This is a genomic window from Nocardioides sp. Soil805 (genome assembly GCF_001429625.1).
Taxonomy (GTDB): domain Bacteria; phylum Actinomycetota; class Actinomycetes; order Propionibacteriales; family Nocardioidaceae; genus Nocardioides.
Genome location: NZ_LMSU01000003.1, coordinates 340,913 through 357,407 on the forward strand (window position 1 = coordinate 340,913; position 16,495 = coordinate 357,407).

11 protein-coding genes are annotated in these 16,495 nt (G+C 73.4%); 6 read left to right on the forward strand and 5 right to left on the reverse strand.

The window, feature by feature from the left end; all coding sequences use genetic code 11:
- The first annotated feature begins 38 nt into the window (after positions 1-38).
- The gene (locus ASG94_RS16555) at positions 39-617 is read left to right on the forward strand and encodes a GNAT family N-acetyltransferase (RefSeq protein WP_082624270.1); all 579 of its coding nucleotides are present in this window, start codon (positions 39-41) and stop codon (positions 615-617) included.
- A gap of 33 nt (positions 618-650) precedes the next feature.
- Here ASG94_RS16555 and ASG94_RS16560 read toward each other — a convergent pair whose 3' ends face one another.
- On the reverse strand, positions 651-1,091 hold the full coding sequence (locus ASG94_RS16560; protein WP_082624271.1) for a PaaI family thioesterase: 441 nt from the start codon (positions 1,089-1,091) through the stop codon (positions 651-653).
- Positions 1,092-1,203: 112 nt separating this feature from the next.
- On the opposite strand from ASG94_RS16560, the gene polA reads away from it, so the two are divergent.
- The gene (polA, locus tag ASG94_RS16565; RefSeq protein WP_056927573.1) at positions 1,204-3,903 is read left to right on the forward strand and encodes a DNA polymerase I; all 2,700 of its coding nucleotides are present in this window, start codon (positions 1,204-1,206) and stop codon (positions 3,901-3,903) included.
- A gap of 24 nt (positions 3,904-3,927) precedes the next feature.
- Here polA and ASG94_RS16570 read toward each other — a convergent pair whose 3' ends face one another.
- Positions 3,928-5,178: a lipopolysaccharide biosynthesis protein gene (locus tag ASG94_RS16570; protein WP_056927574.1), complete on the reverse strand. Its 1,251-nt coding sequence runs from the start codon at positions 5,176-5,178 to the stop codon at positions 3,928-3,930.
- A gap of 85 nt (positions 5,179-5,263) precedes the next feature.
- Here ASG94_RS16570 and ASG94_RS16575 point away from each other — a divergent pair, with 85 nt between their 5' ends.
- Both ASG94_RS16575 and ASG94_RS22040 read left to right on the forward strand, forming a co-directional pair.
- Complete coding sequence (locus ASG94_RS16575) at positions 5,264-7,015, forward strand: hypothetical protein (protein ID WP_156411638.1); 1,752 nt, start codon at positions 5,264-5,266, stop codon at positions 7,013-7,015.
- An 87-nt stretch (positions 7,016-7,102) separates the two neighbouring features.
- A complete protein-coding gene (locus ASG94_RS22040; RefSeq protein WP_268788623.1) occupies positions 7,103-7,261 on the forward strand; it encodes a DUF2613 family protein in 159 nt (52 codons plus the stop codon).
- Positions 7,262-7,295: 34 nt separating this feature from the next.
- Here the strand turns inward: ASG94_RS22040 and ASG94_RS16580 are convergent, their stop codons facing one another.
- A complete protein-coding gene (locus tag ASG94_RS16580; protein ID WP_056927576.1) occupies positions 7,296-8,453 on the reverse strand; it encodes a glycosyltransferase family 4 protein in 1,158 nt (385 codons plus the stop codon).
- A 40-nt stretch (positions 8,454-8,493) separates the two neighbouring features.
- Here ASG94_RS16580 and ASG94_RS16585 point away from each other — a divergent pair, with 40 nt between their 5' ends.
- Together ASG94_RS16585 and ASG94_RS16590 are read left to right on the forward strand one after the other, a co-directional pair.
- A complete protein-coding gene (locus tag ASG94_RS16585; RefSeq protein ID WP_235537300.1) occupies positions 8,494-9,273 on the forward strand; it encodes a class I SAM-dependent methyltransferase in 780 nt (259 codons plus the stop codon).
- Positions 9,270-13,361: an alpha-(1->3)-arabinofuranosyltransferase gene (locus ASG94_RS16590; RefSeq protein ID WP_056927577.1), complete on the forward strand. Its 4,092-nt coding sequence runs from the start codon at positions 9,270-9,272 to the stop codon at positions 13,359-13,361. Before ASG94_RS16585 ends, ASG94_RS16590 begins: the two co-directional genes overlap by 4 nt.
- Here the strand turns inward: ASG94_RS16590 and ASG94_RS21805 are convergent.
- Positions 13,253-14,503, reverse strand: coding sequence for an acyltransferase family protein (locus tag ASG94_RS21805; RefSeq protein ID WP_156411640.1), 1,251 nt, complete (start codon positions 14,501-14,503; stop codon positions 13,253-13,255). The two genes, ASG94_RS16590 and ASG94_RS21805, sit on opposite strands and share 109 nt — an antisense overlap.
- Positions 14,503-16,365, reverse strand: a complete 1,863-nt coding sequence (locus ASG94_RS21810) for a hypothetical protein (RefSeq protein ID WP_056927579.1) — start codon at positions 16,363-16,365, stop codon at positions 14,503-14,505. Before ASG94_RS21810 ends, ASG94_RS21805 begins: the two co-directional genes overlap by 1 nt.
- Positions 16,366-16,495 lie beyond the last annotated feature (130 nt).

Genomic DNA, 16,495 nt, shown 5'->3' on the forward strand with positions numbered 1-16,495 from the left:
ACTCACCAGCTACGGGGCCGATAGTGGGAAGTGGGAGCATGAGCCGGACACCGGTGACCGTGCGTGCCGCTGTGGCGGGCGACCTGCCCGCGCTGCGCGAGCTGTGGGGAGACATCCTGCGCCGTGGCTCGACCGACGAGCAGCTGGCGGACCTGCGCCGCGTGCTCGCCGAGGTCGAGGGCGATCCCGACCAGGCGATCGTGGTGGCGGAGTACGACGGCGAGGTCGCCGGCGCCATCCACCTCAGCGCCACGACGCTGACCCCGCTCAACCTCGAGCCGGCCGTCCTGGCCGTCTCGCCCCACGTGCTCCCGCAGTTCCGCCGCCACGGCGTCGGGTCGGCCCTCATCGAGGCCGCCGTGCGGTTCGCCGAGGGCCACGGGATCGCCACGCTCTCCACCGCGGCCGTCGCCAGCTCCCGCGACGCCAACCGCTTCATGGCGCGCCTGTCGTTCACGCCCCAGGCGACGCTGCGTGCCGCGACGACGGTCGCGGTGCGCGCCAAGCTCTCGGCGCGTCGGTCGGCGGGACGCAGCGCCACCCGACAGGGCGGCTCGCGCCACATCGACCGCGTCCTCGCGGCACGCCGCATCAGCCGGGAGAACGTCGCCGGCTGACGACGGCGCCGCCCCGTCCTCGGTCCAGCAGGCTCAGCGGGCGGGGACCAGGGCGCACGTGATGCGCGCCGTGCACACCCGCTTGCCGCGCTCGTCCGAGATCACGACCTCCCAGGTCGCCATGCTGCGCCCCACGTGGGCGGGGGTGGCGACCGCGGTGACGGTGCCGGACGTCGCCGAGCGGTGGTGCGTGGCGCTGATGTCGACGCCGACCGCGATCCGGTCGGGGGCCGCGGCGATCGCCGAGCCCACCGAGCCGAGGCTCTCGGCGAGCACGACCGACGCCCCGCCGTGGAGCAGGCCGTAGGGCTGCGTGTTGCCCTCCACCGGCATCGTCGCGACGATCCGGTCGGGACTGATCTCGGTGATCTCGATGCCCATCTTCTCGTTGAGCGCACCCATGCCCTCGGGCATCTGCGCGAGGACGGCGTCGACGGAGGAGAGGGCCTGGTCGGTGGGGGGCTGGTCGCTCATGGGCGCCATTGTGGCCGACGCCTCCCACCCGTTCCGGGAGGGCCCGGTCCGGGTCCGGCACGACGGGTGACGGGTGGGTCGCGGTGTCGGTGGCGGCGGCTAGAGTCGCGACGTGTCGCAGACGAATGACTCTCGCCCCCGGCTCCTGCTCCTCGACGGCCACTCGCTGGCCTACCGGGCGTTCTTCGCCCTCCCGGTGGAGAACTTCGCGACCGCGACGGGCCAGCACACCAACGCCGTCTACGGCTTCACCTCCATGCTCGTCAACGTGCTGCGCGACGAGGAGCCCACCCACGTCGCGGTGGCCTTCGACAAGTCGCGCCAGACCTTCCGGCTCGAGGAGTACGCCGAGTACAAGGCCAAGCGCAACAAGACGCCCGGCGAGTTCAGCAGCCAGCTGCCGCTCATCCGGCGGGTCCTCGACGCGCTGCACATCACCCACCTCGAGCTCGAGGGCTACGAGGCCGACGACATCATCGCGACCCTCACCACCCAGGCCGTGGCCGAGGGCATGGAGGTGCTGATCCTCACCGGCGACCGCGACTCCATCCAGCTGGTCACCGAGACCTCCACGGTCCTCTACCCGATGCGGGGGGTGAGCGACCTGGCTCGTCTCACGCCCGGCTACGTCGAGGACAAGTACGGCGTCCCGCCGTACCGCTACCCCGAGCTCGCCGCGATCGTGGGGGAGACCTCCGACAACCTGCCGGGCGTGCCGGGGGTGGGCCAGGGCTACGCCGCCAAGTGGATCAACGAGTACGACGGCCTCGACAACGTCATCGCCCGCGCCGACGAGATCACCGGCAAGAAGGGCGAGGCGCTGCGCGAGCACCTCGGTGACGTCATCCGCAACCGCCGCCTCAACGCCCTGGTCCGCGACCTGACCCTCCCGGTGCGTCCGGGCGAGACGGCCCGGCAGCCCTGGGACCGCACGGCCGGGCTCGAGCTCCTCGACGAGCTGGAGTTCCGCGGCGAGCTGCGGACCAGGCTGATGGACACCATCGACCCCGACCCGGGCGCGACCGACACCGCCGAGGCCGGCTTCGAGCTGGACGGCGAGCGGCTCGCCGGCGGGACCGTCGCGCCGTGGCTCGAGGCGCACGTGGCCGCCGGCGAGCGCGTCGGCGTCGCCGTCCAGGGCTCGTGGCGCGCCGGCACCGGCGAGGTCGTCTCCCTCGCGGTCGCCACGGCCGACGGGGCGGCCGCCTGGGTCGACGTCACCGAGGTCTCGCCCGAGGACGACGAGGCGCTGGCCGCGTGGCTGGCCGACCCGGCCCGGCCCAAGGTGCTCCACGACGCCAAGGGTCCGATCCTCGCCCTGGCCGCCCGCGGGTGGCAGCTCGACGGGCTCGCGGTCGACACCGCGCTCGCGGCGTACCTCGTCCAGCCCGACCAGCGCTCCTACGACCTCGCCGACCTCACCCTGCGCTACCTCAAGCGCGAGCTGCGCCAGGACACCGCCGACTCCGACCAGCTGACCCTCGACGCCCTCGACGACACCGGCACCAGCGACGTCGCGATGCTCACCGCCAAGGCGGTGCTCGACCTCGCGGAGGCCCTCGACGACGCGGTCGAGGAGCACGGCGGGACCCAGCTGCTCGCCGACGTCGAGCTGCCCCTCATCGGCACCCTCGTGCGGATGGAGCAGACCGGCATCGCGGTCGACACCGACTACCTGGAGGGCCTCGAGTCGGAGTTCGGCGACCAGGTCCGCGCGGCCGCGCAGGACGCCTACGACGTCATCGGCAAGGAGATCAACCTCGGCTCGCCCAAGCAGCTCCAGGTCGTGCTCTTCGACGAGCTCGACATGCCCAAGACCAAGCGCACCAAGACGGGCTACACCACCGACGCAGACGCGCTCCAGCAGCTGTTCGAGAAGACCGAGCACCCCTTCCTCCAACACCTGCTCCGCCACCGCGACGTGATCCGGCTGCGCCAGACCGTGGAGGGCCTGCTCAAGACGGTGGCCCCCGACGGTCGCATCCACACGACGTACAACCAGATCATCGCGGCCACCGGGCGGCTCTCCAGCACCGATCCCAACCTGCAGAACATCCCGATCCGCACCGAGGCGGGTCGCCGGATCCGCGAGGGCTTCGTGGTCGGTGAGGGGCACGAGTGCCTGATGACGGCCGACTACAGCCAGGTCGAGATGCGCATCATGGCCCACCTGTCCGAGGACGCCCTGCTCATCGAGGCGTTCCGCTCCGGCCAGGACTTCCACTCCATGACCGCGGCCCGGGTCTTCGACGTCGACGCCGACGCGGTGAGCACCGAGCAGCGCGCCAAGATCAAGGCGATGAACTACGGGCTCGCCTACGGGTTGTCGGCGTTCGGGCTCTCGCAGCAGCTGCGCATCGACACCGGCGAGGCGCGGGGCCTGATGGACGAGTACTTCGAGACGTTCGGGGGAGTGCGCGACTACCTCGGCGGCATCGTCGACGAGGCCCGCCGCTCGGGCTTCACCGAGACGATCATGGGTCGGCGCCGCTACCTCCCCGACCTGACGAGCGACAACCGCCAGCGCCGCGAGACCGCCGAGCGGATGGCGCTCAACGCCCCGATCCAGGGGTCGGCGGCCGACCTGGTCAAGGTCGCGATGCTGGGCGTCGAGGCGGCCCTGGCCGAGCAGGGGCTGCGCTCGCGGATGCTCCTGCAGGTCCACGACGAGCTCGTCTTCGAGGTGGCGTCGGGGGAGCGCGAGGCGCTGGCCGCGCTGGTGCGCGAGCAGATGGGCGCCGCGGCCGACCTCGCGGTCCCGCTGGACGTCTCCGTCGGCACCGGTCGCAGCTGGCACGAGGCCGCGCACTAGACGTGGGCGCCGGGTCGCGACCGGTCAGGCGGTGTGCGCGGGCTCGGGGAGCTCGGCGCGCTGCGTGCGCAGGAAGTAGGCGGCGGCTCCCAGCAGCAGGCCCAGCAGCACCGCGTCGACCGACGCGACCGTGACGGCGAGACCGATGATCGAGTCCCGGGTGAGGCCGAGGCCGACCACGCAGGCCAGGGCGACCCACACCGACAGCACCGTCCACCGACCCTGTCGGGCCAGGACGGAGTAGACCAGCAGCTGGATCATCGAGAGCAGGGTGCCGATGATCGCGAAGAGCCACAGGTAGGGCTGGATCTCGTCGAACTCCGCACCTCCGGCGAAGACCATCGCGAGGGGGGCGAGCAGCCAGGTGGCCACGGTGCCGACGAGACCGAGGCCGCCGATGAGGACGAGGCTGCGCACCAGGGCGCGGCGTCGCTCCTCCACCGTCGCCAGCGCGGGGAAGGCCACCACCACGACGAACTGGGGCAGGAAGAGCATCGCCTTGGTGATGATGAGCCCCGCGGCGTACAGGCCGGAGTCGTGGTCGGGCAGGACGTTGCGGGCGACGATGATGTCGACGTTGGACAGCGCGAAGAAGGCGAGCAGCGCCTGTGAGTTGTGCAGGCACTCCGTGACGATCGCCCGGCCGCGGTGGGTGTCGCTGACCTCGCCGGGCTGCCGCGCGGTGCGCAGCGCCCACCAGCCCACGAGCGCAGGGACGAAGAAGGCGATCGTCACGCCGAGGAGCGCGGTGAACTCGCCGGGTGCCAGCACGACCAGGGTCGTGGCGATCACGAGCCGGGGGACGCCGGCCGCGACGTAGACCAGCCCGAGGGCCCCCCACCGACGCTCGCCCTGGAGGATGCCGGCCTGCCCGCCCATGATCGTCAGCGGCACCGCGGCGACCGCGATGAGCGCCGTGGTCGGCAGGCTGTCGAGGCGCAGCAGCCGGTCGATGGCGGGAGTGAGCACGAGCAGCACGAGGCCGAGCGCGACGGCACCCCGATGGGTCACGCGCATGATCGAGCGCTCGATCTGCGCGACGTGCCCCGGGTCGGCCGAGATGCGGCGTGCGGCGGTGGCCTGCAGCCCGAGCGACAGCACGCTGACCACGATGAGGAAGTTCATCGCCGCGATCAGGGCGCCGTAGTCCTTCGGGCCGAGCAGGTACGTCGCCAGCATGGTGAAGCCGTAGGTCGCGACGTTCATGACGGCCATCGCCACCGCGATGCCGGCGCTGGTCTGCGCCAGGCTGCGGACGCGGTCGATGACTGCCACGGGCGCGAGCCTAGGCGGTGCCCAGCCAGTAGGGTCGGACGCCTGCCTGCTCCGCCGGAGCGTCGGTACCCCGGGAGGAGGAGTGGTGCCCACACGGAGTACCGCCGCTCCCGGCACGGTGTCGTCCCGCGGCCGCCTCCCTGCGCTGCTGCCCACCGCCTGGTCGCTGCTGCTGGCCGCACTGGTCCTGGGCCCGGCGCTCGGGTGGGGCTACGTGCTCAGCTACGACATGGTCTGGGTGCCCCGGCTCGACCTGCGCGCCGACACCCTCGGGCTGGGCAGCGCGCTGCCCCGTGCCGTGCCCTCCGACGCGGTGGTCGCGGTGCTCGACGACGTGGTGCCCGCCGTCCTGCTCCAGAAGCTGGTGCTGCTCGGTGCCCTGACGGTGGCCGGTGCCGGGGCCGCGGCACTCGTGCACGAGCGGTCCGTCCCGGCGCGCCTGGTCGCCGCGACGCTGGCGGTGTGGAACCCGTTCGTGGTCGAGCGCCTGGTGATCGGGCACTGGCCCCTCCTGGTGGGGTACGCGGTGCTGCCGTGGGTGGTGGTCGCGCTGCGCGACCGGGAGCGGCCGCGACTGCCGTCGTACCTCCCGCTCCTGCTGCTCCTCGGCAGCCTGAGCGCGAGCGCCGGGCTGGCCACCGCCGTCGCCGCGCTCGCCGTCGGCGTACGCCGCTCGGACGCGCGCCGCACCCTGGTCCTGCTGGCCTGGCTGGCGGCCGCGAACGCTCCGTGGGTGGTCGCCGGACTGGTGCAGGCCTCGACGGCCACCTCGGACCCCGCCGGCGCCGAGCTGTTCGCCACCGCCGGCGAGGGGCTGCTGACCGGACCGTCGGCCGCGCTGTCCTTCGGCGGGATCTGGAACGCGGAGGTGGTGCCGACCTCGCGCACCGGCTGGGCCGGCCTGGCGATGACCGTCCTGCTCCTCGCGGCGGCTGCCGTGGGGCTCCTGCGGGTGCTCCGTGGCCGGGTGCACGTCGACGCGCTGGGCGGCCTGGTCGTGTGCTGGGGCGTGGGGACGGGGCTGGCGGTGCTGAGCTGGGCGGCGCCGGGTGCGCTGGGCCGGCTGGCCGCCGACGTCCCCGGGGGCGGGCTGGTGCGCGACGGCTCGCGCCTGCTGGGACTGGCCGTGCCGCTCGTCGTCGTGCTGGTCGCCGTGGCGGTGGACGCCCTCCTCGAGCGCCTGCCCGACCCGGCGACCCGCGTGCTGGTGGGCGGCGTGCTGGCGCTGCTGCCGCTGAGCCTGATGCCCGACGCGGCGTGGGGTGTCGCTGGACGGCTCGACGCCGTGGCCTACCCGGTCGCGTACGACGACGCGCGCGAGGCCGTCTCCCGTGCGCCGGCGGGTGACGCCGTCTCGCTGCCCTTCGTGAGCTACCGCGCCCCGGTCTGGAACGACTCGCGCCGCGTGCTGGACCCGTTGGGCCGCTACCTCGACCGCCCGGTCGTGGTCAACGACGAGCTGGTCGTCTCCGGCACCCGGATCGCGGGGGAGGACCCGCGGGCGGCCCGGGTGGTCACCGCGCTGGACGCACCCTCGCCGGGGGAGCGGTCGGCGCTGCTGCGGGAGGAGGGGATCTCGGTCGTCGTCGTCGAGCAGATCGAGGGCTACCCGGTGCCGGCGCTGGAGGGCACCGCCACCCTCGACGGCGACCTCGCCGTCATCGAGCTGGGAGCCGCGGACACGCCGCGCCCGTCGCCGACGCGCCGCGCCGCCATGGCGGCGGCCTGGCTGGCGTGGCTGCTGGTGCCGGCCGGAGCGGTCGCCCTGGGGCTCCGGCGCCGTCGACAGGCCCGTCGGCGGACCCTCGGCGACACCCGCCGGTGCGCCCGTCCCTGACCTGCGGGAGATTCGTCCACCGAAATGGCACATCGGGCCGTACCGGCTGGTAAGGTCCGCGACGTACCTGAGGAGGGTCATTCCACAATGGGAACTGTCGTTGCGCCGCTCGTGAGCATCGTTGCCGGTGCTGTCCTTGGTGTCACCACGCTGATGGGCGTCATCTCGTCCCAGACCGGTGCCCCCGACCAGTCCCCGGCCAACGCCGAGGCCCCCGCGCTGGAGTACGGCACCGTCTCGGAGTGACCCGGGCGCGGCCTCGCCGCGCCGGTCACGGCGGTCACCCCTCGTCGGGGTCCTGGCTGTCGATGATCTCGCCGCGCACCGCGCTGGCCACGACGTGGGAGAACGACTCCTGGGCGTGGCCCCACGTGAACTGGTGGCTCATCGCGTGCGCCCCCTCGCCGAGCCGGGCGCGCTCCTCGTGGTCCTCGACCAGCCGGGCGAGCGTCGCGGTGAAGGAGTCCTCGTCGTCGACGAGCACGCCTGAGCGCCCGTCGGCGACCGACTCGCGGGTGCCGCCCGCCGACCGGTAGGCGACCGTCGGGGTGCGGTGCATCCCCGCCTCGCCGATCACCAGGCCCCAGCCCTCCTTGAGCGACGGCAGGCCCAGCAGCCACGCCTGCTCGTAGACCTCGTGCTTGCGTCGCTCGTCGACGTGGCCCTCGAAGACCACGGTGTCGCCGGCGCCACGCGCCTCGGCGTACGCGTGCAGCTCGGCCTCCCACCAGCCGCTGCCCACGACGTGCAGCCGCAGGTCCGGGTGCCGCTCGCGGATCGCGAGCGCCGCGTCGATGGCGTGCTCCACCTGCTTGTGCGGGACCAGGCGGCCGACGACCGCGATCATCGGGTACGCCGCCTTCCCCACACCGACCGGGATCACCGGGTCGGTGCCGTTGTGCACGACCGCGATCCGCTCGCGGTCGACCCCGAGGGCGACGAGCTCGCCCCGGGTGGCCCGCGAGACGGCGACGTACTGGCAGGCCCGGTAGAGGCGGGGCGCCAGCCGGCGCTCGACCCACCACCCGACACGGCCGCTGAGTCCGGGGTAGACGACCGGCCACTGCTCCCGGTGCACGTGGTGGACGAGCACCACGACCGGCCGTCGGGTGGCCAGCCGGGTGAAGAACGGCAGCCCGTTCTGCACGTCCACCACGGCGTCGACGCGCCCGAGCTCGCGGCGCAGCAGGGCCGACACACCCTCCTTGTAGACGCTCAGCTTGGTGCCGCGGCGCAGGAACCGCACCCCGTCGACCGTCTCGTCCGGGGGCGCGGCCGCGTGGGCCGCGCACAGGATGGTGACGCGGGCCCCGCGGGCCACCAGACCGTCCGCCATCTTCTCGAGGTAGCGCTCGGCGCCACCACCCTCGGGGTTGTGGGTGTCGCGCCAGCTGAAGAACGCGATGTGGCGGCCGGTGAGGTCGTGGACGTCGGACATTGCGGCACACCGTACAGCTACTGCGGGGTAGGGTCTGCGCGTGCCGAGCCAGACCCGTCCCACCGAGGTGCCCCCCACCTCGACGGGGCGGCGACCCTGGAGGGCCGACCTGAGGCGTTCGCTCCACCTCTTCACCGAGTTCCGCTACGAGCAGCCCGACCCGGCCCGGTTCTACACCGCCCTGGCGCAGGACTCGGCGGCCCACGTCGGGCAGTACGCCGACCTGGACGGGACCGTGCTCCTGGACGTCGGGGGCGGCCCGGGCTACTTCCGCGACGCCTTCCGGGCGGCCGGCGCGACGTACCTCGCCCTCGACTCCGACGTCGGGGAGCTCGCGGGCGCGGGGGACATCGGGGCCGGCACCGTCATCGGCAGCGGCATGCAGCTCCCGTTCGCGGACGACTCGGTGGACGTCTGCTACTCCTCCAACGTCCTCGAGCACGTGCCCGAGCCCTGGCGGATGGCCGAGGAGATGGTCCGCGTCACCCGACCGGGGGGCCTGGCGTTCATCAGCTACACCACCTGGTTCGGTCCCTGGGGCGGCCACGAGACCTCGCCCTGGCACTTCCTCGGTGGTCGGCGTGCCCGGCGCCGGTACGCCGCCAGGCACGGGCACGAGCCCAAGAACAAGTACGGCGAGTCGCTCTTCGCCGTCACCGTCGCCGACGGCCTGCGCTGGGCCCGCACCCAGCAGCACGCCGACGTCGTCCACCTCCTGCCGCGCTACAACCCCTGGTGGAGCCGCTGGCTGCTCCGCGTGCCGGTGGTGCGAGAGGTGGTGACGTGGAACCTCGTGATCGTGCTGCGGAAGAAGAAGTGACCCCAGACGGCTCGCGGTTCCGGTGGCGGCTCCTCGCCGCCTGCATGCTGCTGGTCGGGGTGGCCACGACCCAGTCACCGGGTCTGCTGGTCGCCGACACCAAGCTGGACCTGGCGATCGCCCCCCTCGACTTCCTGGCCCGGGCGGCGCACCTGTGGGACGGCGAGGGAGCGTTCGGGCAGCTGCAGAACCAGGCCTACGGCTACCTGTGGCCGATGGGCCCGTTCTTCGCCCTCGGCGGACTCCTCGACGTGCCGGGCTGGGTGGTCCAGCGGCTCTGGATGGCCCTGGTCATGTGCGTCGCCCTGGTGGGGACGGCGAAGGTGGCGCGGGCCATGGGCGCGCGCTCGGACCTGGCGTGCATCCTCGGCGGCCTCGCCTTCGCGCTGTCCCCCCGGATGCTCACCGTCCTGGGCCCGTCCTCCATCGAGGTCTGGCCGAGCGCGCTGGCGCCGTGGGTGCTGCTGCCGCTGGTGATCGGTGCCCAGCGGGGCTCGCCGCGGCGCGCGGCCGCCCTCTCCGCACTCGCCATCGCGATGGTGGGGGGCGTCAACGCCGCAGCCACCAGCGCCGTGCTGCCCCTCGGCGCCCTGTGGCTGCTGACGCGCACCCCGGGTCCTCGGCGTCGGGCGATGATGCTGTGGTGGCCGCTCTTCACCCTGCTGGCGACGCTGTGGTGGCTCGTCCCGCTGTTCCTGCTCGGCAGCTACAGCCCACCCTTCCTCGACTTCATCGAGTCCGCGGGCATCACCACGATCCCGACCAACCTGGCCGACTCCCTGCGGGGGACCTCCAACTGGGTCCCGTACGTCGACTCGGGGTCCCGGGCAGGCACCGACCTCGTCCGGGACTTCTACCTGCCGATCAACAGCGCCGTCGTGCTGGTGGCCGGCGTGCTCGGCATGGCCCTGCGTCGTACCCCGCACCGTCTGTTCCTCCTCAGCGGGGTCGTCACCGGGCTGTTCCTGGTGTCCATGGGACACGTCGGCGCCGTCCAGGGCTGGTTCGCCCCCGGCATCCAGGACCTGCTCGACGGCGTGCTCGCCCCGCTGCGCAACGTGCACAAGTTCGACCCGGTCGTCCGCCTCCCCTTGGTCCTGGGCCTCGCCTGGCTCGTCGACGCCCTGGTCGCCCACGCCCGGGACGCCGCCACCTCGCGTCCGGACCGGGTCAACTACCGGATCGTCGCGGGCATCGTGGCGTTCGCGGTGCTGGCGTCCGCGACGCCGGCCGCGGCCGGTCGCATCACCCCCACCAACGGCTTCGAGGAGGTCCCGGACTACTGGAGCGAGGCCGCGCGGTGGCTCGCCGACGAGCAGGACCCCGGCGTGGCGCTGCTCGTCCCCGGCACCATGTTCGGGAGCTACGTGTGGGGCTCGCCCCGCGACGAGCCGTTCCAGGCCCTCGCCTCCACCCGCTGGGCGGTGCGCAACGCCGTCCCCCTCACGCCTGCGGGCAACATCCGGATGCTCGACGCGGTCGAGGACCAGCTCGCGCAGGGCCACGGCTCGCCGGCGCTGGCCGACTACCTGCGACGCAGCGGGGTGAGCCACCTCGTGGTGCGCAACGACGTCTCGCGCGGCGACGACGCCCCCGATCCGGTGCTCGTGCACCAGGCGCTCGACGAGTCCGACGGGATCGAGCTGGCTGCGACCTTCGGTCCGGTGGTCGGTGGTGGCGCGCACATCGACGGCGAGCTCGGCCGTGCGCTCATCAACGGCGGGTGGCAGAACGACTACGCCGCGATCGAGATCTACGCCCTCGAGGAGCCACCGACGGCCGGGACCGGCACCGCGCAGGCTCCCGTCGTGGTCGGGGGCCCGGAGGACCTGCTCGACCTGACGGACCTCGGGGTCGTCGACGACACCGTGCCCACGCAGCTCGCGGCCGACCTCGACGACGAGGAGGTGGACGACGCGCCAGTCGTCCTCACCGACGGCTACCGGTCCGTCGTACGCCACTTCGGTCGCATCCACGACGCGACGTCGCCGGTGCGGACCCGGGCGCAGGCCGAGGCGCCGCAGGAGACGGTCCCGGACTACGAGCTCCCGGACGCGCAGCGGTGGTCGACGTTCGCGGAGTACGACGGGATCGACGGCGTGCGCGCGTCCAGCTCCCTGTCCGACGCCGGTCCCGGCCCCTCGTCGCGTGGGCGGCAGCCCTTCGCCGCGATCGACGGGCACCCCTCGACCTCCTGGCAGAGCTCGCGGTTCACCGAGGACGCCCACTGGTGGCAGGTCGACCTCGAGGACGACGTCGTGCCCCGCTCGGTCGTCGTCACCGGCGCCCTGGTGGGGGACCAGGAGGTCGAGCTCTCGACCGACGACTGGACGAGCGACCCGGTCGTGCTGGCGCCCGACACGCCCGCCCGCATCACGGTGGGGGACACGTCCTCCGCCTCCCTGAGGATCACCGACGTCTCCGGACGCACGAGCACCCCGCTCAGCCTCGCCGAGGTCGAGCTGGAGGACATCACGCCGGATCGGCTGCTGGCCCTCCCGGAGGTGCCGGACGGGAGCGGTGCCCCCGACGCGATCGTGCTGCGGGCCCTCGAGGACGCGCGCACCGGCTGCGCGGTCGTCGACCTCGACGTGCGGTGCGTCCAGGGCCGCGAGGTCCTCGCCGAGGAGCCGCTCGGGATGGCGCGACGGATCACGCTGCCGGAGGCCGCGGCGTACGACGCCTCCCTGCGGGTGCGCGGCGTCCCCGGCCGTGCGCTCGAGACGCTCGTCCGGCAGGGCTCCTTCCTGGACGTGCGCGCCTCGTCGACCGGCGTCGCCGACCCCCGCGGTTCGGTCCTGGCCGCCGTGGACGGCAACGACGCGACCACGTGGTCGGCCGACGTCTCCGACGTGCGTCCGAGCGTGGACCTGAGGTGGCTGCGTCCCCAGACGATCGACTCGATCGAGCTCGGGGTCGACGCGGACACCGCGGCCCGGGCGCCCGAGTCCCTGGAGCTGCGCTGGCCGGGCGGGCGACGCAGCGTCGAGCTCGACGCTGACGGCACCGCGACCTTCCCCACCATCAGGACCGACGAGCTGACCCTCGACGTGGTCGAGGCGGAGCCGGCCACCACCGTGGACTTCAGTGGCGCCACCGGCGCCGTCCCGGTGGGCATCACCGAGCTGAGCCTGGGAGGCGCGCAGGGCCTGCCGGTCCTGGTCGCCGACGACCCGCTCGACCTGCCGTGCGGCACCGGACCCGACCTGGAGGTCAACGGGGTGCGGGTCCGCACGTCCGTGAGCGCCAGCGCCAGGGACCTGTTCAACGGTGTCGACGTGCCGGCCACGCCGTGCGGGAGCGCCACCGTGCCGCTGCGGGCCGGTGACAACGTCGTGGCGCTGGACGCCTCCGACGCCTTCACCCCGTCGTCGGCCGTGCTGGGTCGCGCGGCCCTGCCCCTCGGCGAGGGCGCGGCCGTCGGCGGGTCCTCCGACGGCGTCGGCAGCGAGCGGTTGCTCCCGCTGGCCGGGCAGGTGGTCGTGGCGGGCCACGAGAACGCCAATCCCGGGTGGCGGGCGAGCCAGGACGGGGCCGACCTGTCCCCGGTCGTCGTCGACGGCTGGCGCCAGGGATGGCGCGCCTCCGGCGGGACCGCGGAGGTCGTGGCGGACTTCGCCCCCGGCACGGCGTACCGCTGGTCGCTGTTCGTGGGAGCCGCGGGCGTGCTGGCCCTGCTCCTGGTGCTCCTGCTCCGCCGGCGTCGTCGTCCGGCGCAGGAGCCGCCGAGCCTCGCGGAGCGATCCCTGCCCCCGCTGGTGCCGCTGCTGCTGGCCCCGGTAACCGGTGCGCTGCTGGCCGGTCCCACCGGTGCGGTCGTCGCGCTGGTGGCGACCGTCGCCGTGTGGTCGGTGCGACGGGCCCACGCGGGGACGGCCGTCGCGCTGGTGGCCGCCCTCGTGCTGCCGGCGGTGGGCGTCTACGCCTTCCTCCCGTGGGGAGGTCTCGACGCGTGGGCGGGCAGCCTCGCGTGGCCGTCCTACCTGGTGGTCGCCGTCGTCGCCGGCCTGCTGGTCCTGCTGGACGCGGACTCGCGACGTCGCAGCCGACCCTTGAGGCGCAGCGCCGGCAGCTCGACCACGCGGTAGAGCACCTCCGCGGCGACCAGTGACAGCACCAGCGTGATCGCCCAGATCTTCAGGCCCTGGCCCGTGAAGACCTCGATCCCGGTGAGGTCGAACGCCGCGGCCAGCAGGGCGAGGTGGATGCAGAAGATGCTGTAGCTGATGTGGCCGAGGTGGCGCAGCGGCCGCCGGGTCATCACGTGCCGGTAGGCGCCGGGCAGCGTGAACACCCCGCTCAGCACCAGCAGCGTGCCCACGAACGTGTAGAGGACGTGCTTGGTGATGGACTCGGCGACCGTCGGCGCCTCGAGCAGGGTGGGCCCGGCGAGGGGGGTGGCCGCCACCAGCATCAGCCCGCCGGCCAGCGCCCAGCACACGCCGGGCTGGCGCCCGAGCGCGACGACGTGGCCCACGAGCCGGGACGTGGTGCCCTGCTGGTGCAGCACGTGGACGAGCGCCAGGCCGATGCCCGTCGCGAACCACGTGAGGTACGCCGGCAGCCACAGCCCGGGGGAGCCGGCGACGTGCGGGTCCAGGCGCGGTGCCAGCACCAGCCAGGAGATGCTGGTGAGCGCCATGGCCACCAGGACGACCCCCACCCGTCGCCCCCGCAGCCGACGACCGACGGCGACGAGCATCAGGGCCGGCAGCACCAGGTAGAAGCTCACCTCGACGGCCAGGCTCCACATGTGGGTCAACCCGTAGGGCAGCGACTTGCCGACGAAGGAGTCGAGCAGCGCGAACGAGGCCAGCCAGTCGCTGGGCCCGGCGTCCTCGTTGCCGCCGACGAACAGGTAGGCGATGACCACCACGACGAGGTAGACGGGCAGGATCCGCAGGGCGCGCTTCTCGTAGTACGTCGTCAGCCCGGGGGCCGGGAGGTCGAGGGTCCGGCGGGCCAGGTAGGGCCGGGCGAGCAGGAAGCCGGAAAGCACGAAGAAGATCGCCACGCCGACGTCGAGGCGTGCCAGCAGGGTGCCGCCCACCCCGTTGCCGAGGTACTCCCCGGTCTGGAACGAGGTGTGGGTCGTGAGCACGGCCAGGGCACCGACGGCGCGCAGCGTGTCGAGCACGGGAAACTGGGGGGCGACCTCGACCGGGGGCAGCGGTGCGGGCCTGGTCCCGCGACGGTGTGCGGGACCGGTGCCGGACGGGCGCGACGCCATCACAGGACTCCCGGCACGGCGGTGCCGACCTCGATGACGTCGACGCACAGCGTGGTCTCCGGGGCCAGGCCCGAGATCCGCACCTCGTCGAACGCCCCGGTCGCCTGGACGAACAGGCTGCCGATGCCGGGGTTGACGGTCGCCTCGCGGCTGACGTCGCCGGCTGTCACCGTGATGTCGGTGCGCTGCGAGGAGAGGTAGCCGATCCTCAGCCACCAGTCGACGTCGATGGTGCCGTTCTCGAGGGGGATGGACCTGCCGCTGGCACCCACGCGCCAACCGCACTCGTCCGTGGGGCCCCGGCGCGACGTCACCGCCGCGTCGATCACGGTCGGGGCCACCGTGCCGTCCTCGGTGACCGAGTGCAGCGTGCTGCTGATCAGGGGGAACTCGGCGCGGGACGTGTACAGCGGCACGAGGGACTCGAGGGTGTTGTAGGGGAAGGAGTACCCGGGCATCACGTCCTGAGGCACCGTGCCCCCGGTGAGGTCGAGCGAGCCCTGCGCGTCCACGGCCGCGGTGACGCGGTGCAGGTAGGTGTCGCCGGGGTTGTCGGTGTGCCAGATGTGGGCGTACGACGCCGTGCTGACGACGGCCCCCACCAGGTAGGCCAGGGTCAGCACCCCGGCGAGCACCTGGGTCGGCGCGACCGCGAGCAACGGTCGCGGTCGCGGCTCGCTGGACTCGACCGCGCCCCGGACCGGCAGCCAGACCAGGCCGAGGGTCAGCACCAGGGCGCACACGGTCTCGGTGAGGTAGCGCATCTCCAGGCCGATCGCTGCGCCCGCGACGGGGGCGCGCGTGGTGAGCAGGAGCAGGTAGGCCCCGGTGAGCGACAGGGCCAGGAGCAACCACGCGCGGCCGGTACGACGACGCAGGAGCGCCCCCGTGACGATCGTGCCGACGAGGACCACCCAGGCGAGGTGGACCGCCCAGGCCGGCGGATCGGCGTACCCCGTGGGCGGGTTGCTCGTGTCCCACCGCCAGGGACCGCCGAGCGCCGAGCTGCCGAACGCCGTGCCCAGCATCGTGTCCGCCAGCGCACCGGCGAGGCCGGACCCGCGGTCCTGCTCGATGAAGGGCTGGGGGACCGCGACGGCGTAGTAGACGACGTACAGCGCGGCGGTGAGGCCCCCCGCGATCGCGGCCGGCCAGTAGCGCCGCAGGGCGGCCGTGAGCCTGGCGCGCGGCCCGCCCGACGCGAAGTAGCCGAGCGCGACGAGAGCGAGGACCGGCAGCACCAGGAGGACCTTGACGTAGCAGAGCAGCCCGACGACGAGCACTGCCGTGGTGGCCGCGAGCCACGGCCAGCGACGACCGCGGAGGTAGTGCACCCAGGTCGCGACCGCGGTGAACCAGACGGCCTGGAGCGGCAGCTGGTTGAGCCCGGCCGCCCACCACATGAGGGCCGGGGCGCTCAGCGCGCTGTAGAGGTAGAGGGCGAAGAGGGGCAGGACCTCCAGCCGCGCCCCGAAGACCGTGACCAGCATCCACCAGCACGCGAGGGCCGCCAGCGTGGAGGTCAGCATGGTCAAGGTGACCGCCGTGCCCCACCCGGTGGCCACCTCGCCGGTGTTGCTGACGACCCAGGCGAGGAGCCTGCCGACCGGCATGAACTGGCTGTCGAACGGCGCGGTCAGGTAGTCGAGGTCCAGGCTCTCGCCGCGCGACTGGGCGAGCAGCCGGTAGTCGTCGGTGTAGAACCAGCTCCCGACCAGCATCCAGCAGCGCAGGGCCACCTGCCCGAGCAGCAGCACGAGGGCGACGACGTGCACGCTGGCCGCGTCGAGCGCGAGCACCGGACGGCGGGTGCGGATGTCCTCGTCCTCGACGTGGAACAACCACGGCCATACCTTGTCCACAGGCCCTCCTCGGGCGGGAACTATGCCACAGGCCCACCGGCCCACAGGCCCGGTGAGAAAGGTTCCGACCTGCGTGCTGGAACCGCCCCCCGCGGGACCTACCTGCTGGTAGCCTTCGGCGACTCATCGA

Excerpts from the sequence above, each read along its gene's own strand:
- ASG94_RS16555 (WP_082624270.1), top strand. The coding sequence starts at position 39 with ATGAGCCGGACACCGGTGACCGTGCGTGCCGCTGTGGCGGGCGACCTG.
- ASG94_RS16560 (WP_082624271.1), bottom strand. The coding sequence starts at position 1,091 with ATGAGCGACCAGCCCCCCACCGACCAGGCCCTCTCCTCCGTCGACGCC.
- ASG94_RS22040 (WP_268788623.1), top strand. The coding sequence starts at position 7,103 with ATGGGAACTGTCGTTGCGCCGCTCGTGAGCATCGTTGCCGGTGCTGTC.
- ASG94_RS16580 (WP_056927576.1), bottom strand. The coding sequence starts at position 8,453 with ATGTCCGACGTCCACGACCTCACCGGCCGCCACATCGCGTTCTTCAGC.
- ASG94_RS21805 (WP_156411640.1), bottom strand. The coding sequence starts at position 14,503 with ATGGCGTCGCGCCCGTCCGGCACCGGTCCCGCACACCGTCGCGGGACC.